We start from the raw sequence: 23,963 nt of genomic DNA, 5'->3' as shown, positions 1-23,963 counted from the left end.
GGATAAGAACCATGGAGACCCCGACTGCCGCCCGACATGCGGCCCCGCAAAGCGTCAACACTCTTATCGTGGGGGCCGGACAGGCTGGCCTGGCCACGAGCTACTGGCTAAGCCGGGACGGCGTCGAACATCAGTTGCTGGAACGGCGCGAAACTCTTGGCGGCGGCTTCAACGTGGCCACAACCCAGGGCAGCTGGCGGGCCCGGAACATGGTACTCGCTACCGGCGGCTATCAAAAGCCGAAAATCCCCGCGCTGTCGGCGCAACTGCCCAGCCACATCCTGCAACTCCACACCGACAGCTACCGCAACCCGGTCCAACTGCCCGAGGGTGCCGTGCTCATCGTTGGCACCGGCCAGTCCGGCGGCCAGATCGCCGAGGAACTGCTCGCCGTCGGCCGCGAAATCCACCTGGCAGTGTCCACGTGCCCGGAAGCACCGCGCCGGTACCGGGGCCAGGACCTCCTCTATTGGATGATGCAGCTTGCACAATTCGGCCCCGACGACGGACTGAACGGCCTCACCGTGGGGCAGCTGCCCTCCCCCGCGGCGAGGTTCGCCTGCAACCCGCTGGTGTCCGGCGCCGACGGCGGCCACGACATCCACCTGCGGGACCTCGGCCGCGCGGCGTCCGGCTGCACGGCCATTTGGAAGCAGCCGACGACGGCGCCCTCGTCTTCAGTGATGACCTTCCGGAACGTCTGGGCCTGGTGGAGGCGGCGTTCTACCAGCGGATGAAGCCGATGTTCGACAGCTATGTTGCCGCCACCGGCATGTCGGCACCGGAGCCGGAGCCGCCGCGCAAGGACGACTGGCTTCCTTCGGAGCCGGCGCGGCTGAACCTCGAAGCCGCCAACGTCACGTCGGTCCTGTGGGCCACGGGTTACCGGCTGGACTTCAGCATCCTGGACATCCCGGTGCTGGACGAATGGAACTACCCCCGGCACCACCGCGGCGTCACCGAACACCCGGGCTTGTACGCCGTCGGGCTGCCGTGGCTGACCGGGCACGGCTCGTCCATCGTGGCGGGCGTGGGCCGCGACGCCGAGTACATTGCGCAGCACATCGCGGAGAACATTGCACAGCACATCGCCGCCCGGTGAAGGTGACGTTCCAGAGGGTGGCTACCCCGCGCAAGGCCCGTCGAAGTCCACGGGTGCGGCGAGGCCGGCCGAGCTGAACCATTCCCTCGCCCATGCCTGGACCGAGGGGATCGCGAGTTGCTCGGCAACAAGCTCGGGCGGCCCGCCGAACACGGACTTCCCCTCCTCCAGGAGGTCCCCGGTGCCGCTGCCGGCGAGGAGCCCGAAGAGGGCAGGCTGGTCGAGGAAGGGAAGCTTCCCGCCGTCGCCATCGGTCAGAACGCCCCAGCGCGAGGTGAACAGCGAAAACTCTTCCGGACGTTCCCCGCGGTCCACCACGAGCGGGCAGGCTTCGCCGTCGAGCTGAATCCGCCGGTAGTTGGGCTCCGTTTCGTCGAGGGCCATCAGTTGGATATCGTCCAGCCACGAAAGCCAGACCGCTGTGCACTCTCCCATCAGCGGATACGGGGCGGCGGCGATGTAGCCGGCCTTGCTCACGTGGGCGGAGTGGCCAACGGCAATGTTGTGGAGCTGCCCCCGGACCAGGGGCAGGACCGCGCTGACAGGCTGGCGGTAGTTGGCGAATTTCCGCCTCATCACGTCGGCGCTTGAATTCGAGCCGATGGAGACCACCAGGGAACGGGCTTCCAGCGGTGCCGCGCTGGCCTGCGCCAGGGCTTCATCCAGTCCCGCTGAAAGCTCAAGGGGCAGGAAGTCATTGCCGTCCATGACACCCGAGGCCACGGGCGGATCCCACGGATACAGCAGCGGATCGAGATGGCCGGCGCCGCCGGCCCCGCTCAGTCCCGTGGGGTCAGCCGGGTGAAGCCTGATGGAGCCGTCGGCATCGTGCTGGAGAGTCGTCAAGGTGGCCCACTTTCGTGGTTCGGGACTTCCAGTGTCCCGCACTTTTGGGGGGAACCGGAGCATCGGCGCTTGTAACTGCTGGCTCACCCAGCACGGCGTGGAGCACCCGGTGCTGGAGGCGCAGGATGCCCTGGGTGTGGCACGGCAGGACCGATGGGACTCGTTCTACCTGAGCACGCCCAACTTCTCGTTCATGCTGCCGGGTCTGACGTATGAGGGTCCCGAGCCGGATGCCGTCCTCCCCCGCGACGCCGTCATTGACCTGTTCCGCGACTATGCGCAGCGGATCGCCGCATCGGTGCAGCTGGGAACGGAGGCCACCCGGATCGCCAAGGCGGGTGCTGGACTACATCACGACGCCGGGATCCCTCGTTTCCACGAAGGCGTCCTTCGCGATTCGGGACGGGGCGCCGGGGCTCGTGGCGCGGGGATAGGTGGAAGTGGCAAAGTTTCGACCAACGTCTGAGCCAGCCTGACGTCGCACTGTCCTCGCGCTGCACGCTTCGGCGCCGCCTCCTTCACAGCTGGAGGCAGGCCTGGAACTGTACACGACTGACGGCAGTATTTTGCTCTACAGTCAGCCGATGCACTCTTGTCAGAGGTGCGTGATTGCCTGAAGTCGGTGAGTCTGAGAAGTGAGCCGCCGCAGACAAGTAGAATCCTTGGCAGTGCCATCAGAAAGAGAGTTCACCGTGAACAACCACACTCCCCTCCGCTCCGTTGAGTTGTTCGGAGGTGCCGGAGGTCTCGCTCTAGGTACTCATGAGGCAGGTTTCCGCCCTGAGTTGTTTGTTGAATGGGATCGCTGGGCATGCGACACGGTCCGCGAAAATCAGGCTGACGGGTACGAGGCAGTCCAGGGTTGGCCCGTAGTTGAAGGTGACATCCGCAAGGTGGAGTGGTCAGCCATCAAGCCCGGCCTGGATCTGGTAAGTGGCGGCCCGCCTTGCCAGCCATTCAGTACCGGGGGTAAGGCACAGGCAGCGGACGATAAACGGGACATGTTCCCCGCTGCGTCTCATGCAATCCGCGTCCTTCAGCCACGGGCGTTTCTCTTGGAAAACGTGAAGGGTCTTACTCGAACCACTTTCGCCAATTATTACCAGCTGATTCTGCTCCGCCTCCAGTTCCCTGAGCTCGTCGCACGCGAGGGTGAGACATGGATGGAACACCTTCAGAGACTTCAGCGGGAACACACATCCACTAACGAACAAGGGCTGACGTATAGGGTTGCCGCCAACGTCGTGAATGCAGCCGATTATGGAGTTCCGCAGCACAGGCACCGCGTGTTCATGGTCGGATTCCGCTCTGACGTCTCAGCGGAATGGTCTCTCCCTACTGCTACGCATTCTCACGATGCTCTGCTCAAGTCTCAGTGGGTAACGGGTGAATACTGGGCAGAACACAAGGTTGCTAAAAAGAACCGTCCTGCGAAACCAGCTAGGTTCGCGACACGGATTGAGGCAATGGCGGCTGGTGATCTGAAGCCGGTGGGGATTCGCTGGCAGACAGTGCGTGATGCTCTCAATGGCATGCCGGAACCCAAGACTAGCGGCGTCAAGGGTTGGCACAACCATTTCCTGAAAGAGGGAGCCAGGGCGTATCCGGGTCACACTGGCAGCCCCCTGGATGAGCCCAGTAAGGCACTCAAGGCTGGCGGGCATGGAGTTCCAGGTGGCGAGAACATGTTTCGTCGAGTCGACGGCTCACTCCGTTACTACTCCGTCCGCGAAGCCGCACGCATTCAGACGTTCCCTGACGACTACGAACTCCACGGCGCATGGGGTGAAGCCATGCGCCAGCTTGGAAATGCTGTTCCGATGAAGCTTGCCGCTACTATGGCTCACAGCGTGGCAGAACATCTGGTCGCTGCAGGCTTCAGGGATAAGGAAACACCTCGCGTTGTTGAATCTCTTTCGGCGTAGCGACATAGTCAGAACGATATGAAGGGCTGTGCCGACCACTCCTGGTCGGCACAGCCCTTCATGCGCACGGGGCTCCCCTCGAATTCTGCTGGACTTAGGGAACGTCAGAAGCCTACCTATGACTCCTCCGGGACGGCTCCCGAGGCCCACTCAGGCTCGTTGACCTCATAAGTGTGTCCCCCACCGTTGGCATGCCAAATGAACATACGGGAGCGGTACTTCTCAAGGTCTGAGGTCTTGTAGGCCAAAACGTATCCGGGCAACGCTACGATTTTCCAGCCGTAGGGCAGGCGGTCGGCGATCCAGTCAAGCCACTCACGCACGGTACGAGAGGATCCTGCTAGCTGCTCACGGGACACGTCAACGGCGGCCAGTTCTTTCTTGTCAGCGGGTGTTGTTCCGTAGCGGAAGACAAACGGCAGAGCGGTCTTGATGACGCTCATGGCTTCCAGGAGCGTATCCACTGGAAAAGTCTTCTTGGTAGTCCTACGATTGTCCGGCGTTATGATCAGATCGAGATCAATCTGATAGGTGCGGTCAAAGTGGAGCCCCTTCACAGCCGATGTGTCGCGTTCCTTGCCAACATCCTTGTTACCAAAGCCGTTGTTGTTCCACGATGCTTCATTGGTCTGACGGAACTGTTGAATGAGCATTTTTTCAGGGCCGAGTGAGTCAATGTCCTCATTGATGTACATGCACTTGAAAATCATGCGGTCGATCAGACGACCGTTGCCCGTTCCGGCTGTATCTGTGCGACCGGAAATCTTGCGGTAGTGATGGCCCACTCGCGCGTTGAGGTTGTCATCGGCCTTGCCAATGTACACGGAACACCCATCAAGAAACAGCTGGTAAATGCCCGGGCGACGCTCAATCTTTTCCATGTTCTCGGGGATGAGCGGAACCTGTTCCAGCTTCTCCAGCGCTTCCATCAGCTGCGTCCGCATGGCCTCAGTGATGGAAAGGCTGAACTCCCCCACGTAGGCATGCTCAACCTCTGGCGTTTTTTTGGTTCTGATTCCCATTCGATCGATCCTAGCCGTAGGGCAGGCGCCCCTCGGAACCGTGCGTCGCTACAAGCCATCGCACCCTACTTGGGAGTTGCGCGGCAATCAGCCGCTCAAACTAGCCCTCTCCAGGCACTAGCGCTGTTGCTGGTCGTGGCGGCTCGCATTCGGCGATAGTTTATGAGCCAAAGAGCGACAAGAGCCGTTGATAGATGTTTGCAGTGACGAATGAGTTCTGGAACAGTATCCGCATGAAGGCGGTACGTCCGTGGTCCTCATGAGCCCGAGATGCCAACGCCGGCGGCCGTGTGCATGGCTCTCGTCAATCCCTTGGTGCCCCCATACGAGAGGCGTCGCACAGAAGTTCAACAAACGCGACTGTCAACGGCCATCGGAGGGACCTTCAGGCGGCCAGCTTGCCTTCAACCGGCTCTTAGATGGCCGCCTATGGGTAGTCTTCATGGCCACAATCACGAGACCGCATGCACAAATAAATCAAGGAACTGGAAGGTCTCAAACAATGGACGGTCATACTCCAACACGACTTGACGAAGCCACCATCGATTCAGCATGGCGGCCTCCAAAACCGAGGGATCGAGCAGAAGCCGTTAGAGAGCAGAATTCAGCCGCAGGCGGCGCGGATGCGCGGCGCATTACGTTGCCCGATGGCACGATGCGCAATGCATCAATTGAGCTTAAGCGTGTCCACAACTTTCACCGCATCTATGCATACCTGCGCTATTCAGTGGGTGGCAAGACCGTGAGCGTCTATGTAGGAGAGGTCACCGGCCGAACAAGGCTCGAAAATCTGGAGCAGGCTTGGTTCTTGGCGCACACGAGGGAACTGCTGGTCAGCAATGCTCCAAGAGCCTAGCGCGCGGTCATTTTTGGTTTATTTCAAATTCTGATCCACTCCCGGTGGGTTCATTCCACGTATTCCATCTAGGCAAGCATTCGTCCAGAGCTCTTCGCCGCTCAACCGCAAGCTTGCCAGACCGGCATTTTTGGCGCTGGGCATGCAACCATGTACCGAGTCGCCTTTCCGTCTCCGTTTTGTAGGTTCGCCACGACGGAAGCCTACTTGTCGTCCCCAGATAGCATCCACACTCTTCGAGCGTCCGCCACCACCGGGCATCATCGCTCTCCGCCCTGGGCGTTTGGCGCCAGTTGCCCGCATCGTCTAGACGCTTTATTTGGACGGAATTTAGCTTCTCAGCTGTCGACCTCTGAGTGGCGAGCCATCGCCCTAGCGACCTTTCGACGCGATCCATGCCCTTTGTAGATGGCAGCCGGTGGCGGGCTGCAACGAATTCAGTCAATTCTTCGCACCGTCGAGACCAGCGGATTGTGGCCTCCTCGGGAGCATTTTCTTCATGTTGTACTTGGAGCGACGCGTCTAAGCCCTTGTTCCAAGCAATTGAACGCCGGACCAAGCCGACCGGAACGCCGCATAGATCAGATATCTTCTGTTGAGTAAGTCCCATGCGATACATAAGAGTCCATTCCTCCGTGTTGTCGGATCGTTTATCCCGCATAAAGCGTTCCTCTTCCTGTTGATGAGGTTCACGTGCTCAGGACTGCTCTCACGCCAGAAGGTCTTGTATGCAAGCCCCGTATAAGACGAGCTGATCGAGCTTGCGAGTCCAGCGTTCAACCCAAATGGGATTCTATTCTGTCGCGAGGTAATGCGTCAGAAGGAGAAAGATCCCCCGCCCCCTGACGTTCCGCTGCTTCGTACGGCCGAACAGTGAAACTTGAGTTCTGCTTTGGACGCCGCCGCCTTTCTCGAACCTGAGTGGCAATACTGACGGCGGCCTCGTGTGGATCCTCATGCTCCCAGATCCGGATTACCAGCCATCCGCAGTCGCTTAATACACGGTTTGTATCTTCATCGCGGGCTCTATTTTCTGCGAGCTTTTTCAACCAAAAGCCTGATCGCCGTGACGAGGGACGGTAGTGCTCAGGGCAACCGTGCCAGAAGCACCCGTCGACCATCACAACTGTTCTGGCGCTAGGAAACAATATGTCCCCCGTTCTTGCGATCTCGGGCACCGGGCGTCCTCCGACTCGATACCCCAGACCCAGTGCTCGTAGTTCTCTGCGCACGGCCAGCTCGGGCCGGGTGTCTTTGCTCCGTATCTTCGACATCCGTGAACTGATCACGGATTCCATATCATCGTTGGTCACGAGGTCCTCCTTATTGAGTCCGGCTCCCCAGCCTCACTCAATTGTCCCGCGTCCATCCTCAGACTTCTTAACCTGCTGTGTGATGATTGCCAAGAGCGCACGAAGCCTACGTCTCACGCGATCACACAGTCCGCGGCGCCTTTGGGGGGCCAGCACAATTAGGGGGTCCTCTGTGGATATAACACCGTCTCCACGCATTCTTCGCATGCTAGGTGAAATCGAGTTTGCCGAGTGGCAGTGCATCGCCGAGCTCATCGACAATGCGTTTGACGACTTCACGGAAATCCAACGATCATCAACTCCGTGGCCCGGCGGCTTCAAAGTCACGGTCAGCCTGCCCAGCATGCGGGCTTCCTTAGACGACGCGGAAGTGGTTATTCAAGATACGGGTCGGGGTATGGCCGCCAGCGACCTCGAAAAGGCCGTCAAGGCGGGGTGGTCCAGCAACGATCGCTTCGACAAGCTAGGCCTCTTTGGAATGGGCTTCAACGTGAGCACGGCTCGGCTTGGACGGCGAACTCAGGTCCTGACCACACGCACGGGCGATCCTGCTTGGACCGGGGTTGATATTGACCTGGAAAAGATCAAAGAAGACTTCGAGGCAACCGATCTCGAAGAAGCCAAGACTGACCTCAGCGAACACGGCACCAAAATAGTTATAGGCAACTTGAAGCGGCCGCAAGCAGAATGGCTGCAGCGAAACGCACGGCAGCTGCGGGAACTACTGGGCAACGTTTACAGCTGGATCCTCAGCTCTTCCCCTGTAGAACTTTGGGTTGACGGGGTGCGCGTCAAACCCCGCATGCCCTGCGTCTGGGGCGCCGATCGATATGTGAACTATGGGAATGGCGCGACGGCTGAACGCATCCCAGCGGTGATCAACATCGACCAAAAATTCGCCCCTGCGGATGCGTGTTCTCAGTGCGGAAATTGGCAGGACCCCGGGTACGATAATTGTCGCGAATGCGGTGCTGATCAGTTAATTCCCAGAGATCGCAGAATTCACGGCTGGGTCGGCATCCAACGGCACCTAGATAAGCGCGAATTTGGCATCGACTTTCTCCGAAATGGACGCAAGATACTCACATTCGATAAGAGGGTTTTCGACTGGACTAATCCCAATGACCCGGTTGCCGGGACCGATACGGAATACCCAGTCGAGATTCCAAACGGATACGGTCGAATAGTTGGCGAGATACATCTCGACCATGTTCCCGTTACCTACAGCAAGAACGCCTTCGAGTATAGCGACCGCAGCTGGCGGGCTGCCATGGACTTCCTTCGAGGTGAAGGGCCGCTGCTGCCAAGGACCGCCGACCGTCTCGGTTACCCAAAGAATATCAGCGCAATAGCCAAGCTGATAGAGGGATACCGACGCAACGATGCAGGACGCCGGCACCTCGTTCCTGGAAATGGAAATGGTCCGATTCATGATCTAACCCGTGAATGGGCTCGGAAATTCTGGTCCGGAGACCCGGATTACCTCACCGATCAAAAGTGGTGGGATGCGATACAGAGCCACGAGCAGCGGAAGAACGACGCGAAGGTTTCGGCAGCCACAGGAGATTCCCCAAAAACAGCGGACGAAGCAGCGGTCCTGGCGGCACTTGGCATTCCTGCAGTGTCTGAGGCTGAAACGGCTGTGGACAAGACCATCAAGCCAACCGAACCAACGATGGAGGAGACTCTCCAGGAACGCATCGACCGAATCTCGAGGAATGCGATCCCGCTCCCGGAACTTTCAGTTAGCTTTGGACTTCCCGAACTCGGGGTGTTGGAACTTCAGACTATGGTTGTCGCAGATTCTCCCCTTCACGACGAGTGGGGAGGGAAAACACCAGTGTGGCTGAAGCCCGGCTCCGGTAAGTTGGCGAGGGTCTTCATCGATGCGCAACACGAACTATTTACGCGATTCGGAACCACTTATGAAGATGCGGTGTTGCTCGAACTAGTACCCTTCTTGAAGATCCGAGTTCCTGGGGGCAGCCTTTCGGCCGCAGAGGTTACTTCCCGCCTCAAGTCAGCATGCCTTCCCCATTCAGCTGTTGATCCTACGACTGTTCGCAACCAAGCCGCCGAACTGCTTTTGGATGTGCGGACACGGATGGCAGCCTGCGTCGAGGACGACCCGCAACGTGCTGTCCAGTACTTGTCCCCCGATGAACGCACCGCTGTAGAAAATGGGGTGGTCAACGATGGGGCACATTTCACCGAGCTTGTTTGGGAAGACGGTTCATTCTTGCTGTACGCACCGGCCCTCTACCTTGTGAAACTGGTTGAGTCTTGGCCGGAAGCGTTTTTCGACGAGAAAGTCTTCCGGGGCCCATACTCGACGCTCACTTCGCCGACAGCCAAACGGCTGAGTGTGGCAAAAGTTGTGGGCTACGTCAATGATCTAGCCACATTGGTTTCGGCCCAGACGCCCCCGTCGGCTGCACAACTTCAACGCACGCGATGGAGCTGCAAGCTGCTATCCGAAGAGTTCTCAAGCTAGACATGGCTAATTTTCTCAACGGTCAACAGCTTCTGGATCGTGGACCCCAAGGCCTGACGCTCGCAACCGAGCGGGCCCTTTGGCACCTGGGATTTGTAGACGTCCGTGTCATTGACGGCGCCCATGACAGGGGGGCCGATATCCTTGCGATCCGTAACAGAGAGCAATGGGTGGTCCAGTGCAAGTGGTCAAAATCCGGGCCAATTGATCGAACTGGAGTGGATGACACCGAACGGGCACGGACGGAATATGGTGCAGATCAGGCTGTGTTAGTCACGAACACGAGTCTAAATCGTCCGGCTAGAGAACGCCTGCTCGAACTGGAACGCGTTGGTATTCGCACCCTGGTTTGGCACGGAGCGACACTAGCCGAAATTTGGGAGAAAATGCCCAACCGTGTCCCTTCCGCATATGCTATGCGCGTCTATCAAGAGCGTGCCATTGCCTGCCTCGAAGAAGACTTAGAGAATTCTGGCCGGGCGCTATTGGTCCTGGCGACCGGCCTCGGTAAGACCGTCGTGGGCGGTGAAGTCATTCGAAGGCACCTAGAGTGTCGACCCGACGAACCGGTACTCGTGGTTGCCCACATGAAAGAGCTAGTTGATCAATTGGAGAAGGCTATTTGGAGACATTTGGGCAAATCCACACCTACCAGGGCCGTCCACAGCGATAGTAGAACGTCCGGCCTCGATGGCGTGACGGTGGCGACCATCGACTCAGCCCTGGGTGCAGTGCGTACGGGTTATAAGCCGGGTCTGATTATGGTCGACGAGACACACCACGTCGCCGAAGTGGGCAAGTTAGCGCAATTACTTGACCTCGCCAGCGAGGCGAAGCAATTTGGCGTGACGGCAACCCCTTGGCGTGGAGATAAATTCGACATAACGGAACGCTTCGGCACAGCTTCCTACGCTCTAGGCATTGCCGAGGGCATGGCGGGAGGATACTTGGCCAAGGTCGATTACAGGATGTTCGTCGACAACCTTGATTGGGATTTTGTTAAATCGGTCAGCGAACACGGCTATTCTCTGAAAGAGCTTAATCGACAGCTATTCCTTCCTCAACGAGATCAGCAAATAATCGATGAATTTCGAATCGCCTGGCAGCAAACTAGTAAACCACGCGCAATTCTTTTCTGCCAAACCGTTGAGCATGCTGAACGTGTCGCACGGCTACTTCAGCAGGCCGACCCCATGTGGAGAAGTGCGACCTATCTTCATAGCAATTTGAGTCGCCAAAAACGCCAGGTACTCCTGAATGCGTTCCGCATGGGCAGAGTGTCGATAATTACGTGCGTAGATGTTTTCAACGAAGGAGTCGATGTACCGGACGTGAACCTTATCGGGTTCCTTCGCGTCACCCATAGTCGGCGCATTTTCGTGCAACAACTTGGTCGCGGGCTTCGGCTTCGTGAGGGTAAAGATACACTCCGGGTCCTTGATTTTGTCACCGACATCCGTAGGGTGGCCGCGACGCTTCAACTCAAGCGATCTCTCGACGCCGCCGAAAAAGAAGAGTTGGCCCTGCCGGCACATTCCGCGATCACGTTTAACGATGAAACGGCAGGTTCGCTACTGAACTACTGGATCGAGGACGCAGCAAGCCTGGAGACGGCAGCGGATGAGGTCCGACTCAATTTCCCATCTCCGATCGGCATCGACTAATGGCCCGTGGATCTTTGCCCGAGTCCGTCGAGAGACAAGTCGTCCGAACGCTATTTCTTGAAGCTGAACTGATTCGCTGGGAGTTCCTCAGCACGCACGCACGCTCAAAGCAATATAGCCTCTGGCTGGCTTCGCCATCCGTCGGGGGTCTACTGCAGAATTTCATGTCGCTCGAGGATGCACGCGTCTGGATCAAAGATGGGCCGATGAAGGAGTTCGCGAGAGCGACGAACGGGCTCGGCAAGCATGCTGACCTGGTCACACGTCGGCTGCCGCCACCCTCTGAGATCGTCGCCAGATGCCTCGGGCCCGGATGGAACGTGGATATGGACAGCCTGCAAATCAAACCTCTTCGCATACGGGCACACCGCGAAGACCACCGTTCTACCTTGGCTTGGGGCCCCCTACGAGACTTCAAACATCTCGTGTGGGCCGCTCTGCAAGCGAGGGCAAGCGGAGACCGGGATGCATGGACGTTATGTGTCACCGCCCCCTTCGAGAACCCAACTCCTCGAAATGTCCAAGCCCACAATGAACGAATAGTCACTAGCTGCAATCTCGAAGTTGTACATATTCTGATTTGAGTTGATTTCTTTGATCCAGTCTACGAACCATTCCGAATTTGCGAACCCTATAGATGATGCCTGGCGCTTGCTTGACAAGCGAACTCAAGCCGTATTGTCGCTGCGCTTCGACGGATTCACGCTCGAGGACATCGGCGTCGATTTAGGAGTGACACGCGAACGCATAAGGCAAATAGAAAAGAGTGGACGCGCCATGCTTCATGCCCATGTCAGCAAAGCTCGTCCTGATGTTCTGGATGATATATCAGTTTCCTTCACAACTGATACATTTGTTGCGTTGGCAGACTTGATGCAGAAATTTGAAACGACTTGCTCTTACGGCATGACGTCACTGCTGAGCTCCGCAGGTTTCAGTCCACTTCGATTATGGGGTTGGAAACAGAGCGAATGGTGGGGGAAGTCCGCAGATGCCGCAGCCCTTGCGGCTAAGGCGATCGCAGATCGAGCCCCTTTTGAAGATTCAGAACTGGAACAATATGCTGAGGCACAAGGATTCCCTGAGGCCTTCCCAAAAGGAGAAGCCTTCGCCTCACCGGGGTCACCGATTGTATCCATACCGCTGGGATGGGTTCGGCGTCGATCCAAGATCGCAGATGCCGCACACCTTTGGCTAAGATCCAGGACCGTACCGGCTACTGCTGACGACATAAGTCGGGCTATAGGAGCAACCTCATCCCGAGCGCTCGCAGAGGTCCTGAGGCACAGCCCCGCAAGGTTCTTTCAAGTTCGCCCCGAGGGAACGTGGGCACTTACCGAGTGGAAGCAGCTCAACGAGTCATTTACCTATCAGGATGCCACGGAGGCTGTTATCGCCGTAGTGAGAGAACTAGGTCCCATGACTGAGACACATCTGGTGGCTGCGACATTACGTCGTTACCCGGTCACGACATGGCGAATCAACCAGTGCTTGGCTCACTCTTCTCTCGGGCTAACAACAGACGGAAGGATTGATCTTGTTGAAAGAGGAGCAACACCGATTCCGTGCCCAGAACCGATGCAACCTCCTCATATCGCCGAAGCGGGAATCAAGGTGGCGATCAAGCTTTCGATTAATCATGAGATGCTCCGCGGAAGCGGCATCGGCGTCCATACGTGGCTCACGTGGCGCTTCGGTCTTCACCACTACCCTTCTACAATGCCGTTCAGCGGCACTTTCCCCGTAATTCTGCGCAGACATTCGAGTGGCGCCTCCATATCTTCGCTCCGGGCCGCTGTCCACGCGCTAGGGCTTAGTCTGGGGTGTCTTGTTGTCGTATTATTGGATAGGGAGTCGTTAAGTGCGTCCATATTACATGGATGCAACGATTCTTGTCCTCAGGGCCCGCCCCTCGCCACGCACTGAACGTATTGTCATCCGCTCCGGTATACTCACTCAAGGCTCACGGCCCTGTTCCTGATTTCAAATGCTGGCTCTTTTGGCTTTACATCTTCGCAGAGAATTCAGTGGGCGGTCACTTCTCCGTGAGCAGCTCCCCGAAATACGGCCAGCGTTCGAGCGCCCAAGCTTCAATTCTTTTAGAACGGTGTTCGATTGTTTCCGCATTCCAGCTGTCATGGTGCATGTAGACCTGTTTTGTGGTGGAGAACACGGTTTCGGACTGAAGCAAGTTGCGGGCGTCGGCCCATGACTTGCATCCCTTGGTCGAGTTGGCGTCTGGGGATAGCGGAACAAGGTTGCCCCACGTGTTGAGTAATCTCTTGTGGTCCTCGGCCGACACTTCCTTTTGCCAATCATCGGTATAGTTTTGCGGCATAAGGTGATCCACCGTCATCGGAGGGAATGTTTCAAGAACGTCACCGCTGGTGAAGTCTCGCTCATATTCGAGCATGACATAGTTCTTTATCTTCCGGTGGTACAGGTCTCCGTTGGCTATCGCCTGTGTCACGGACGAGTCGTCGGGGAAACTGACCGTCGTCGAAACGATTTGGCGTCTGACTGCCGCCGGATTAGAGCCGGCTTCTTTCCAGAGCTTCTTGAAGATCGCATGCAGACCGGTCGGCTCGATGCCCTGCAGTCCCCGACGGACCAGGAATGATTCCATAATTCGGAGGCAAACGATCGCGTCTGTCGTGCTGCACTCGCCGCTGCTAGCGCTGGTGAGCAGCTGCATTGTGTAGGGGTATGTCGAACCGGGGCGGTTTAGGTCGACGAGACGGCGGACGTACTCGGTCAGTTCTGGTTCAACTTGGTCAAGCCGGCCCGAGTGGATGGCATTGAAAGAAGCCTGGTGTGAGCGAAGGTCGCTCATGAGTTCCAGGAGTTCACCGCGTGCATCCAGGTTCTTATTCTCTAGGGTCTCATTCCAGCGCCGGGATAAGGCGGCGAACGTTGAGGCTTTCGTAACTGTGGAATCAATAGTCAGAGCGAAGGGAAAGAAGTATCCGGTTTTAGCCGCATTGTCGGAGAAGGCTTCTTCAAACGGCTTCCATTCGTTTTGGTAGAGTTTAAGCGCCTGCTTACCGTCCTTGTCGAGCCGCTTCAGTATGTCGTTTCGAACAAGGTCAATGATCCCTAGCCTTACCCCTTCGTTATTGAGACGGTCGAATACTTCATTGGGGTCGTGGCTGGATCCGAGGCGAATCTCGACAAATTCCAGGCATTCCAGCAGCACATCCCGCAGCTCTTCTATGTTGGCCACGGCTTCGTCGTTGTTCAGTTCCACATTGTCCTGTGGCTTGGACGTGCGCTTGACAATGTGTTTGAGAATTATCTGGTAGGCCTTGGTCATGTCCCCGTCCGGATCACCGGCCTCCCGAGACATATCTATTTCCAAATCAAATTCGTAGCCGAAGGCTGAGCGCATTATGTCGTGGAACTGGCGTGTATCCGTCAGCGTGGGGCAGAGCTTCGGTTGGTTCTTGCTGTTCTTCTTTCGGCTAACCAAATACTGCTCAAAGACATCCTGGGCGACTTCCTTGCCAGCATCGCCAAAATGTTGCGCATGGGCTGCCAATGCCACCAGCGTAAGCACCATAGTTGTGAGGCGCTGCTGGCCGTCAATGATCCAATAACGTCCAGCCTGCGTAGCCGTAGCTGGCAGGTCCTCGTTGAACACGAGGGCACCGAGGAAGCGACGGGGGTATGTTTCATCGCGGACGGTGTCTATGTCGTCCCAGAGACGGTCGATCTGGGCCTTGCCCCAAACGTAAGGACGTTGGAACAGCGGGCAATAGAGCTGGACGTCATCGCCGAGTCGGACGTTCAAAGTGACCGGGTCGGCCCCCAGCTTTTGTTCAGTCGACATCCGCCGGCCTTCCTTCTCTCAATTCACTTTCGCCCATCTAAGCACACCCGACGCATCTGCGCGGCGATCGATACAGATCTTGGATATGCCCCCCTCCCCGAGGCGGTCGAGCGTATGTCATCTTCTCCAGGTAGTCAGGATGCGAGGTGTGTTCTCTTTGCTAGCCTCGATTCGAATCCCGCACCGTCAAGTGTCCCTGACCTCTCGCGGGGACGATAGCGTTGACACCGGTTCTGCACAGGGCTCCGTCGACACAGCCAACTCTCATAGAACCACAGCTTCGCCCTCTAACGCCGAGACGAGCACCGGGAGCGAGCGCCGGTCAAATTCAAAATGATCGCTCATCGAAAGTCGGTATCCTGGCAGCTCCTGTTTGGCTTCGGAGATGGCTGTTTCCCTCTGTGAATCTGCACTACCGGCGGCGCTGCGGAACCACAGGGGATGACCCACAACCACGCCGACTTTCTCGTCCGGCATAAGCACGACCGGGACATCCAGGGACCCGGCCGCCACGACCTCGCAGCCAGCGTCGATGGACCGTGCCGCCGACTGAAGCTCCTGCTTGCGACCGAACCATCTAGAGAGTTTCAACTCGTCTCCCGCGCACAAATCGAGCATGTCGAGCGCCAGCCTCCAGTCGAGAACGCCATGGAGGCGTTGGTTGTCCCACGACCTCAGACAGTCGGGGCAAGACGTAGAACATCCGGCATGATCGTCGTCTTCATACATGAGGCGCAATGTCTCACGAGTAGAGCGCAGCAGGGCCTTAAAATTTTCCGCTTTGGCGATCTCCACGGCGTATCCCGCCCCGTTATCCAGGCTGTCGGCCAAGAACACTCTCGCGGTCGGCTCACCGGCAGTGGTCAGGTGCTGAAGGCCTGCCTGCATCTCCTGTGGATCGATGTCTAGCTGCGCCTTCACCCCAGCGCGCATCACTTCAGCGAGCGACCAGAGGGCAGACATTCCTGCTGGTAGTACTCCTGCGGAGGTGGGAACGCCGCCGGTTGGCGTCTTCAGCCTGGTGAACGCGACTGTCACAGCGTCCGTCGTGCGGATTTCACCGATGGCGCTCTTTCCGATGTCGATCCCCGACGTGGGCATGTCCTTCCAACCACGCGTATAGATCATCTTGTCGACGGCCACCACAGAACCATCGCCCTGCCGCTTAAGGTCGAACAGACGCCCCCGGTTATCGTTGTACTGCAGCAACTTGCCCTGCTCATACAAACGCACATCGACACCTAGGACTTCTTCGAGCGCCGTCTCCTTTTGGGCGGAAACGAATGTAGGGAGGCTTTTCGACTGTGCCCGCGAGCCGTCGATACGATAGGGACGCGGCTTGTAGGTCGTTCTGAACCCTCGCGGCTCAAACATGGAGAATCGCACCACTTCGGAGCCGCAATTCTCACAAACGTCATCGACTTTCCGGTCGATGAACGTTGTTGCGCAATCCGGACAAGAAACAACTTCGTGGGCAGCTCCCATCGGGTCGACAGGCGACCATAATTTGCCCGTCTTCTCGTAGTGGGCAAACCCTGCTGCCGTGTGAACGAGTCCGTCCCTGACAACTTCGGCGCCTGGTGCGTAGTTCGTAACAGCCATCGCAAGGGGTCGGTCAGCAACAACGTTGTTGTCTAGGACCCGGCCCATGACTTCACCGTCGTAGAGATTGCGCACTCTCGTCGGAAATCCGAAGAGCGGAAGAAGACCGCCTAGCGCCAAGACCAGGCTAAGTTCCTCGTCGCTTCGTTCCGGCAGCGCAATGATTCGATCCACTTCTGCGACAAGTTCAATACGCGCCCAACGCTCGATCTCCAGGACCTGCTCCTCAGTGAGCTTCGTGTAGCGGCTCAGCTGCCGAATGACCTCGCCCACGTTCGGATGCGTACTCAGCCATTCAGCGACGCTTGGCCGGTAATCGGGCCATGAGTCGACCTTTCCGAACGACCCATGAAGGCTGTCGGGAGTCCATACTGGACTCCCCGCCACCGATGAGAAGGCCCGCTTGAGCAGCTCAGACGCAGCGACCCGCTGTACGATGCGGGGACGCCCCAGGTCCAGGAACGGCTGCGGCGGAAGATCGCCCGTCATTCTGTAAGCATTGTTAAAGTAGTACTCATCATGGGCCGAGTCACGGCACGACGTGACGGCAAATGAGAACGCCTGCCCGGCGCGGCCGGCGCGTCCAACTCGCTGCTGGTAGTTGAACCGCTGAGGCGGCATATTGGCCATGAGAGTTGCGTTGAGAGCACCAATATCGACGCCGACTTCCATAGTCGTCGTGACGCTTAGTACATCGAGTTGGCAAGTCCGGGGGTTCTCTTTCGGCGCTGGCAGCTGGATACCCTTGAACCAGCGCTGACGCTTACGTTGTTCACTGGCCGGCTTGGTCTGGGCGGTCAGCTCAGCAACCGCTATGCGCCTTAGATCCTGGCTCGCAAGCCATCCATAGTAGTCCCCACCATGTGCTGCTCCATCGCGTTGCGAAAGTGTCGAGGAGTCACAGCCTTTGTTGGCGCAGACTCCCGCGGAGCCGTGTAGGTGGACAAAGCCACAGCGGTCGCAAGTCCATACTTGGCCGGGTGGAGGGGCAAAACGTATGTGGTTCGTGGCTCCGTGTATTTTTAGGATCCAACCGTCGTGTGTCAGGCCCTGGCTCTTGAGGGCGCCGTATGCCCATGCCTCGAGAGTTCCGCTGTCGACATTGTGTAGGACCGAAACTCGTTTCAAGTAGTCCCGGACAGCGGTAGGGGTCTTAATCCCGTCCGCTCTGGCGGCGAAAGACCCCTCGTAGTTGAGGTCCAGACCCAACAGCCGCACGCAGCTCGCAGCAACCTCGCTGGCGAGATCGTCGTCGAGGCCGGATCCAGTCCCCGAAACTTCTGCACGGACCCAGGCCAGCCCCGTCGATTCAACATCGCGCCGGCCGGAGTCGAATACTTGTCGTGCCAATTCCATGTCCAGCATGTTGCCAAGCTTCTCTTGTGCAACAGCCGAGGAAGCAGCATCGGCCTTTGTCCAAAGGCCCGGCTCCGGCGGCGCATAGAAGGTGTACCAAGACTCCTTGTTGAACTTCTGAGCAAAGGGCGAGGGGCCACCCGGGCTGATTCCCAAGTCGACCATCTGTGTTTCGATCCGAACTCGGAGGTCGTTCCATGCGATGGACTCGGAACCGGCTGAGTTCAGGTCCGACAGTATCTGGTGGTCCGCCGGGGTGGCCACGCCAGCAGTTGCACGCACGACTGCTGTGAGCGCCCCGGGATTCGTCTGCAGTATGTGTTGTGCTTGGGCGAGTTCAGCAGGCTTCAGACTCGATGCGTCCGAGGTGAAGCGTCGAAGGATATCCACAACATCTGTGTCCGCTGCCTCCGAGAGGCCCCTTCGGAGCATTTGAACCAAGATGTCGCTGTACTGTCGGGTCGCAAGAGAAGCGGCAGTCCGGGCCGCAGAATCTCGATTGTCCGTGAACACTATGGTTCGGTAATCCTCCGGGCGCTCGCCAAGGGTCCGAGGGAGCTGGCGTAGGTATACAGAAGTCGTCTGAGCTGGCGATGTTGCGTGGCCTTGCAGGGGTGACGCGACCTGGCCTTGGACAAATTCAGCCGTCTGGCGTCCCTGTTGGCCGCATTGGGGGCATTTACCAGGGATCGCGGGCGTTGCGTTGGCGTCGCCTTCGCCGCTGATCTGAAGCACCCAACCATTTGCCCCTTCGGGGGCCCCCACTTCAATGCGTCCGCTAGTTTCCAATCGTGCCCGGACCCAGGCAACATCGAATGACTGGCTTGACCACTTACTGCCGGCGCCAACGGGCGGCTGGTCTCCGTGCGCCGGCCAAAACCATCTGTAGATACCCCGGTTTCGACGCGTCACCAACCCCGGTGCGTCGGACAGGATGCCCGCAGGCGTCGCGCTCAGGCTCTCTGTTCCGTCACTGAAGGGCAATACGTAGCCACCGAGGCTCGTATCGCCGCACTCGCCACACAAGATGAGCTCCAGGACTCGGCTGCCACAGTCGTCGCAGACTGACACGGGTTGTCCGAAGAGCTTGCCAACGTTACGGTACTTGTCTCGTCTGTCGGGAGACACCCCCGGGCAAAGGACGCTACTGCAGGCCCACAACCCGGACAATACGCGGGCAAATATGTGCCCCCGCAGAGGGACGCCAACTTGCGGCCCGAGTGCCACAGCTTGGAAGACTGCCTGAAGTGCCGCCAGTTCAGGATCGTCGCTGCCGAACAACCGTTGCGAAATAGTCTGAAGGAACTGAGCCCGGTACCTGCCTTCCTCCTCCTCAAAGCACGCCGCCGCAATAGCCTCAGAGAGTTCAGCAGATCGATTCACCAATGTCCCCGCCGCGTGTTCCGTCAGCACCTGATCCCGGCAAATTGGCAGCGGGCTCACAATTGCACGGGACTGCCCTGCGGTGACGAGGAAGCTGCTCTTCGACGCTCCGAAGAACTCCTCCAGGAAGTTCAAGCCCTGGTCGTCCTGATTTAGTGAAGCACTGGCGGCGATGATGCGCAGCTGGGGGCTGTCCGGTTCCAGGCCAAGCCGACTCATGAGCCTGCGCAAAAGAAGTGCAATTTCACTGCCGGCGGAGCCTCTGTATGAGTGGAGTTCATCCACTGCCAACGTGAACACGTGATCCGGCGATTGAGCAAGCCATTCACGAGTCTGCCGAAAAAGCGGTGCTTCGAAGTCCCGCATTAGGATCGCGTTGATCATGGCAAAGTTAGAAACCATCACGTCTGGCGGATCCTGAACCATATCCCAACGCGTGACCATTTCATGAATCGTTGGGTCAGTGAAGAGTGACAAATCGCTCTCTTCCACCGTCCCAGCAGACACAAGGCTCTCGTACTCCTCGGCTATTTCTCGAAGTTCTTGGATTACCCGAGAAACGACACCCGATTTCGCTGACGGGGTCGGGAGTACGTTGTTTCCGGGCGTTGCACCCGTGTACCGGCCAAACCAGAGGCGCGCCTCGGGGCGGGTTTCGGAGATTCTCCGGAAGGCAAGGCGGAGGCGCGTGAGCTGATCTTCCACTAGTGCGTTCGTGGGGTACAGGATCATCGCTCGAACCGCGGCCTTGCGCTTCTCGTTCTTCCGCATCGGGCTGAATGTGTCCCCAGTCCACCATCTGTTGACAGGCCCGGGCCTGCTCCAGCCCTCGGATTCCTCCACTAGCCGCAGCAAGATAGGCATGAGGATCGCTTCGGTCTTGCCGGATCCGGTGCCCGAGGTAACGACAACATTTCGTTTTCCCGCCTCTGCGGCCCCTCTATTCGTCAGGATGCTTGTCGCTTGGTGCCGGCGAACTCCTAGTCGTTCGCCGGGCTTCACGTACTGACGAAAGAAAGCGTCCCCAACGGTACGTCCAACCGATTCCGAGTAGCCGGCCGCCTTGGCCGTGTCTACGAGGTCGTCTGTGGTCGGATAAGGAATGACGGGTTCGACCAGGGGCTCCTGGAAGACTTGTCCTGGTGCAGCAAGAAGGTCGTCCCTGTCCGCGGCCAACCCTGAGGATCGGAGGCGATAGTTTGTCGAAAAATATCGCGAAAAAGCCTCTTTGAGGTCATCGCTGATGCTGATAGGAGTGGGGTGCTGGTTCATGACGTGAGCTTTCCGATAATCGCTTCAGCAGCGGCGGCAGGGACGTTGAAATAGTTGACCGAGCGGTCTGAGCGCCGAATTTCGGGTAAATCGCCGTCTCCCATGACTGCTGCACGTCCGTATATGCCTGGAAGTTCGGCGCCGACTGGAACTGACAATGTGGCTTCCACAGGGTCATAGGCAATGAGCGGGCGATCCGACACCAGCGCAGCAAGGTGCTTTCCCAACTCAACGGTTACCACTGCCGCCACACCGTGGGCGACGTCATGGGTGCTGCGAAAGTAGTATCGTGAACTAAAACTCTGAGACACGCGATAGAGTCCGGGCTGTCCCGCGACTTCCGTAGCCACCCACGACGCGGACTGTGAACTGAAGTACTCATACGACTCGGCGAAGGGCATGCTGCAGCGGTGTAGCCCTGCACCTACGGTGGACAAAGCAGGCAGCGCTTCCGCGAGTGCCACAGCAGCATTCGGAACCAGGTCCACGCCGAACTCCTCGGCGATGGAGGCGATTTTGTCCTGCGCGACATCGCCGACCACGTGCAACGGTTGGCGGCCTGGGGCGTTGACTGAAATCGTGGCACCGGTTGCCGCCAGAGCTTCCAGCACCTCACCTTTGAGTTGTCTGTTCCAAAAGCCGGTCAAAATCCATGATCCATCGGCTAATTGACCCAAGCATGTCGCCGCAGATTCCCACCGGACAACGTCGAGTTCGTCGTTTCGCTCCAGCTCGATAACGCTCAACGCCTCCAGATCGCGAAGCAGCTGGTTTTCGAAAATGGCCGTGTCTTCGAGTTGCCTTGCAAGAGTCGAGAATTCTCGACGAGACCCGGCTCCCAGGAAGAAAAGGGAGTCGATGAGGGAGCTCCAGCTCGGCCCCGTAGAAGAAAGCTCGGGCAGGGCATGTCGTGTCCGCCGGGCCGAGACTTCGCTGGAGGACGCGGATTTGCGCGCCAATGTGGGCTGTCGTTTGCTCATGCCGCATTGGGTGCAGATTCCGTACATCCAACTCGATTTTGGACGTTTCCCGTCAAAAGTCGGAAAGTCGAAGCGATGGCGCCCAGTAACTATGCAGGAGTTTTCGGGCGGCCCGGCCACTACAAGCAGCTGTCCGCCGGGATGCATCCGCCCGTTGCCAGCCCAATTCGGACGTGAGGCTACACTGCGGGTTTGGTGTGGCACCGAGGGTGCCGACAAAGCGAGACCATCGAGTCCGGGAACGGCTGCGTCTTCGCTCGCGACACACTTCATTGGCCACAGTGGGTCCTCCAGATCGTGGCACAACGATCGGAACCGTTTCGCAATGTCCGGGCTAGGCTCCAACGAACTTCTGAGCTTCACCGACAGGTTCTGGAGAGTTGTCTTGCCTCGGCGCAGCGATAATGTGAAGTTGGTGCAGCTGTCGGGCAGATCATCCAGATCAACTACTGCGGGCACCGACAACCCACGGTGGGTGACCCTTTCTTCAGTTTGGAGAGTTTCCGAATTTCGGGTCACCACAACTAGGTCAACGGGTTCGTCACTCTCTGAGGCGATCATGACCTGAATCGGGCTGAGGGCACTCCAGCGCGGCACGTGGCCGGGCAGCTTCAGTCCCCCCGTAATCGTCATTTGCGTCGACAGCCTCGGTTGAAATGCTGAAAGATCGGTCGCGGTTACCAGCGCGGGCGCTGGCGCCCGCAAGAGAACGACGTCGGAGAACACTGTCCAGTTTTGCGGCACGCCGCCTGTGCCCCCAGGAATTCGTAAGTACCCCGGCTGGGCTGCATCGTCCAGGATTCGCTCCACGGCAGATACGAGCTGCGGTTCATCCTTGACCAAGATCCGCGACAAGGCCGCAGCGTTTATTCGGTCGGATTCGATGTAACCAGCGGAGAATGCGTCGCGGGTCAGGATGACCACGTTTTTTGGAAAGCGGCGGAGCTCTTTCCCTGCCCCCACAACAATCCGCAGATCACCGGATATGGCCGAACCTACGTCGATGCCGACAGCACGAAAATCAAAGCCCGCAGACCCGATCCCAAGAGTCCCCAGCGGGAACTCTCGGGTTGCCTCGTTGAGTCCTTCAACATGGCAGGATTCCCCAACAGCTGCCGCGCCCCCGACCATCAATCCAAAACGCAGTTCAGATCGCAGCATGACGCGCCCGTCCCTCAGCGTAAGCAGACATCGTCCGGAATTCTGTCCGGATGTCCTCGTGCCCTCGGCAGATGACGCAGCACCTTCCCAAGTTGCGAACTCGGCAAGGGCAATTTCAACTATTCGACTCTTGAGTTCGGTTGAAGCCCACATCTTCACGAGAGCAGTGTTGGCCGATGTCCGGGCAGAATTGATCCAGACGTCAATGGCGCCATACATGTCTGTGTGGGACACGGTCATCCCGGCGACGAATCCCTGCTCTTCAAACATCTTCTTCAGGTTTCTACGCTCGCGGGCGCGCACCAGCGCCTGCGAAATTGGCAGGCCCACATAGCGGTGCATTAGGGCGTAAGCGCTCGGCATGCCCCGGTGGCCGTCCTGATCTTCCAGCCAGAGACTCAACGATTCCCAGTAGGCTTCACTGGATTTCGTGAAAGAGGTTCGAAATCTCCCCGATTCTATTGCCGGTACCGAAAGTAGTCCCTCCAGATTGGAGTAATAGCTGGATTCGACGGCTCCGGTGTCGATGTTGGCTCCGCCGATCCGCTCAGCGGCAAGTGAAAATAGAGTCAGCAGCGCTATGTGCGGCGGTGGCGGGACCTGCACAGAATTTGCCAGGGCCTCGCGTCGCCTGGACAGCCACAGAGTGGTTACGCGGTCGAACTCCGCGAAGGCTGCCCGGCCCGACTCCTTCCAATAGAGCTTGGCCCTGACGGCGTTCGCCAGCAAATCGTCAGCGTCATCGGGGTCCACCCCGAGGTCGGAGCAAACACCTGCAAAGGCCTCATCGTCTTTGTCCAAGTAAACGAGCTCGCCCGCCCGATCCTCACCGAAGAATCTGTGAGCCAACGCGGCGTTCCAGTCCTCGTAGTCTGCGCCAGCTACTGTTGCGACTTCATTTGCCGCCAGTTCAACCATTTTTTGTACCCCCAACTACAAAAGAATTCTTTCAGGTCAGATTAGTTGGGAGCACCGACAGTTTCAGATTCGACGCGCAGAAGCCGGCGTCGTGTCCTTCCGGTCCGCTGCAGGTGTGGGGAAGAACATTACTGTGATGATGCCAATTGTGCTGCATCAAAATTCAAACAGTGGTCTCTTGCGAGACGACACGGCTCCTGCGGACGCATCTGTTTCTGTAGCGGATGGCTGCTGAAATAC

Annotated in this window: 13 protein-coding genes and 1 pseudogene; 7 read left to right on the top strand and 7 right to left on the bottom strand. The window is 58.1% G+C overall.

What is annotated here, in order from left to right:
* The first annotated feature begins 11 nt into the window (after positions 1 to 11).
* Positions 12 to 1,102 (top strand): annotated as a pseudogene (locus AC1DKN_RS16550) (NAD(P)-binding domain-containing protein).
* 21 nt (positions 1,103 to 1,123) lie between these two features.
* On the opposite strand, the gene AC1DKN_RS16545 reads toward AC1DKN_RS16550, so the two are convergent.
* Positions 1,124 to 1,948, bottom strand: coding sequence for a hypothetical protein (locus AC1DKN_RS16545; RefSeq protein WP_476871920.1), 825 nt, complete (start codon positions 1,946 to 1,948; stop codon positions 1,124 to 1,126).
* 31 nt (positions 1,949 to 1,979) lie between these two features.
* Here AC1DKN_RS16545 and AC1DKN_RS16540 point away from each other — a divergent pair, with 31 nt between their 5' ends.
* Together AC1DKN_RS16540 and AC1DKN_RS16535 are read left to right on the top strand one after the other, a co-directional pair.
* Positions 1,980 to 2,414: a hypothetical protein gene (locus tag AC1DKN_RS16540; RefSeq protein WP_476871919.1), complete on the top strand. Its 435-nt coding sequence runs from the start codon at positions 1,980 to 1,982 to the stop codon at positions 2,412 to 2,414.
* Positions 2,415 to 2,640: 226 nt separating this feature from the next.
* Positions 2,641 to 3,873: a DNA cytosine methyltransferase gene (locus tag AC1DKN_RS16535; RefSeq protein ID WP_476871918.1), complete on the top strand. Its 1,233-nt coding sequence runs from the start codon at positions 2,641 to 2,643 to the stop codon at positions 3,871 to 3,873.
* Between the two features lie 116 nt (positions 3,874 to 3,989).
* Here AC1DKN_RS16535 and AC1DKN_RS16530 read toward each other — a convergent pair whose 3' ends face one another.
* A complete protein-coding gene (locus AC1DKN_RS16530) occupies positions 3,990 to 4,895 on the bottom strand; it encodes a hypothetical protein (RefSeq protein ID WP_476871917.1) in 906 nt (301 codons plus the stop codon).
* 502 nt (positions 4,896 to 5,397) lie between these two features.
* On the opposite strand from AC1DKN_RS16530, the gene AC1DKN_RS16525 reads away from it, so the two are divergent.
* Positions 5,398 to 5,751 carry a hypothetical protein gene (locus AC1DKN_RS16525; protein WP_476871916.1) on the top strand — a complete coding sequence of 118 codons (354 nt, stop codon included), beginning with the start codon at positions 5,398 to 5,400 and terminating at the stop codon, positions 5,749 to 5,751.
* Positions 5,752 to 5,758: 7 nt separating this feature from the next.
* Here the strand turns inward: AC1DKN_RS16525 and AC1DKN_RS16520 are convergent, their stop codons facing one another.
* Together AC1DKN_RS16520 and AC1DKN_RS16515 are read right to left on the bottom strand one after the other, a co-directional pair.
* Positions 5,759 to 6,361 (bottom strand): helicase associated domain-containing protein, encoded by a 603-nt coding sequence (locus AC1DKN_RS16520; protein WP_476871933.1) that lies wholly within the window; start codon positions 6,359 to 6,361, stop codon positions 5,759 to 5,761.
* A 166-nt stretch (positions 6,362 to 6,527) separates the two neighbouring features.
* Positions 6,528 to 7,025 (bottom strand): very short patch repair endonuclease, encoded by a 498-nt coding sequence (locus AC1DKN_RS16515; protein WP_476871932.1) that lies wholly within the window; start codon positions 7,023 to 7,025, stop codon positions 6,528 to 6,530.
* Between the two features lie 244 nt (positions 7,026 to 7,269).
* Between AC1DKN_RS16515 and AC1DKN_RS16510 the strand changes: the two genes are divergently transcribed.
* The 3 genes from AC1DKN_RS16510 to AC1DKN_RS16500 all read left to right on the top strand — a co-directional run bounded on the left by AC1DKN_RS16510 (position 7,270) and on the right by AC1DKN_RS16500 (position 13,148).
* Complete coding sequence (locus tag AC1DKN_RS16510; protein WP_476871915.1) at positions 7,270 to 9,558, top strand: ATP-binding protein; 2,289 nt, start codon at positions 7,270 to 7,272, stop codon at positions 9,556 to 9,558.
* Positions 9,519 to 11,222, top strand: a complete 1,704-nt coding sequence (locus tag AC1DKN_RS16505) for a DEAD/DEAH box helicase family protein (protein ID WP_476871914.1) — start codon at positions 9,519 to 9,521, stop codon at positions 11,220 to 11,222. The genes AC1DKN_RS16510 and AC1DKN_RS16505 overlap by 40 nt, the downstream gene beginning before the upstream one ends.
* Before the next feature lie 585 nt (positions 11,223 to 11,807).
* Positions 11,808 to 13,148: a sigma factor-like helix-turn-helix DNA-binding protein gene (locus AC1DKN_RS16500; protein ID WP_476871913.1), complete on the top strand. Its 1,341-nt coding sequence runs from the start codon at positions 11,808 to 11,810 to the stop codon at positions 13,146 to 13,148.
* Positions 13,149 to 13,257: 109 nt separating this feature from the next.
* Here the strand turns inward: AC1DKN_RS16500 and AC1DKN_RS16495 are convergent, their stop codons facing one another.
* From AC1DKN_RS16495 to AC1DKN_RS16485, 3 genes are all read right to left on the bottom strand, one after another.
* Positions 13,258 to 15,051, bottom strand: a complete 1,794-nt coding sequence (locus tag AC1DKN_RS16495; RefSeq protein ID WP_476871912.1) for a DUF262 domain-containing protein — start codon at positions 15,049 to 15,051, stop codon at positions 13,258 to 13,260.
* Positions 15,052 to 15,315: 264 nt separating this feature from the next.
* The gene (locus AC1DKN_RS16490; RefSeq protein ID WP_476871911.1) at positions 15,316 to 20,664 is read right to left on the bottom strand and encodes a DEAD/DEAH box helicase; all 5,349 of its coding nucleotides are present in this window, start codon (positions 20,662 to 20,664) and stop codon (positions 15,316 to 15,318) included.
* Positions 20,661 to 23,723, bottom strand: a complete 3,063-nt coding sequence (locus AC1DKN_RS16485; protein ID WP_476871910.1) for a hypothetical protein — start codon at positions 23,721 to 23,723, stop codon at positions 20,661 to 20,663. Before AC1DKN_RS16485 ends, AC1DKN_RS16490 begins: the two co-directional genes overlap by 4 nt.
* Between the last annotated feature and the right edge of the window lie 240 nt (positions 23,724 to 23,963).

This window comes from Arthrobacter sp. 01N444 (assembly GCF_056399305.1).
This window is presented reverse-complemented; position numbering and strand designations above follow the sequence as displayed.

Coding starts and splice junctions, on each gene's coding strand:
- AC1DKN_RS16520 (WP_476871933.1), bottom strand. CDS start 6,361: ATGGGACTTACTCAACAGAAGATATCTGATCTATGCGGCGTTCCGGTC.
- AC1DKN_RS16495 (WP_476871912.1), bottom strand. CDS start 15,051: ATGTCGACTGAACAAAAGCTGGGGGCCGACCCGGTCACTTTGAACGTC.
- AC1DKN_RS16525 (WP_476871916.1), top strand. CDS start 5,398: ATGGACGGTCATACTCCAACACGACTTGACGAAGCCACCATCGATTCA.
- AC1DKN_RS16490 (WP_476871911.1), bottom strand. CDS start 20,664: ATGAACCAGCACCCCACTCCTATCAGCATCAGCGATGACCTCAAAGAG.
- AC1DKN_RS16530 (WP_476871917.1), bottom strand. CDS start 4,895: ATGGGAATCAGAACCAAAAAAACGCCAGAGGTTGAGCATGCCTACGTG.
- AC1DKN_RS16485 (WP_476871910.1), bottom strand. CDS start 23,723: ATGGTTGAACTGGCGGCAAATGAAGTCGCAACAGTAGCTGGCGCAGAC.
- AC1DKN_RS16515 (WP_476871932.1), bottom strand. CDS start 7,025: ATGTCGAAGATACGGAGCAAAGACACCCGGCCCGAGCTGGCCGTGCGC.
- AC1DKN_RS16510 (WP_476871915.1), top strand. CDS start 7,270: ATGCTAGGTGAAATCGAGTTTGCCGAGTGGCAGTGCATCGCCGAGCTC.
- AC1DKN_RS16505 (WP_476871914.1), top strand. CDS start 9,519: ATGGAGCTGCAAGCTGCTATCCGAAGAGTTCTCAAGCTAGACATGGCT.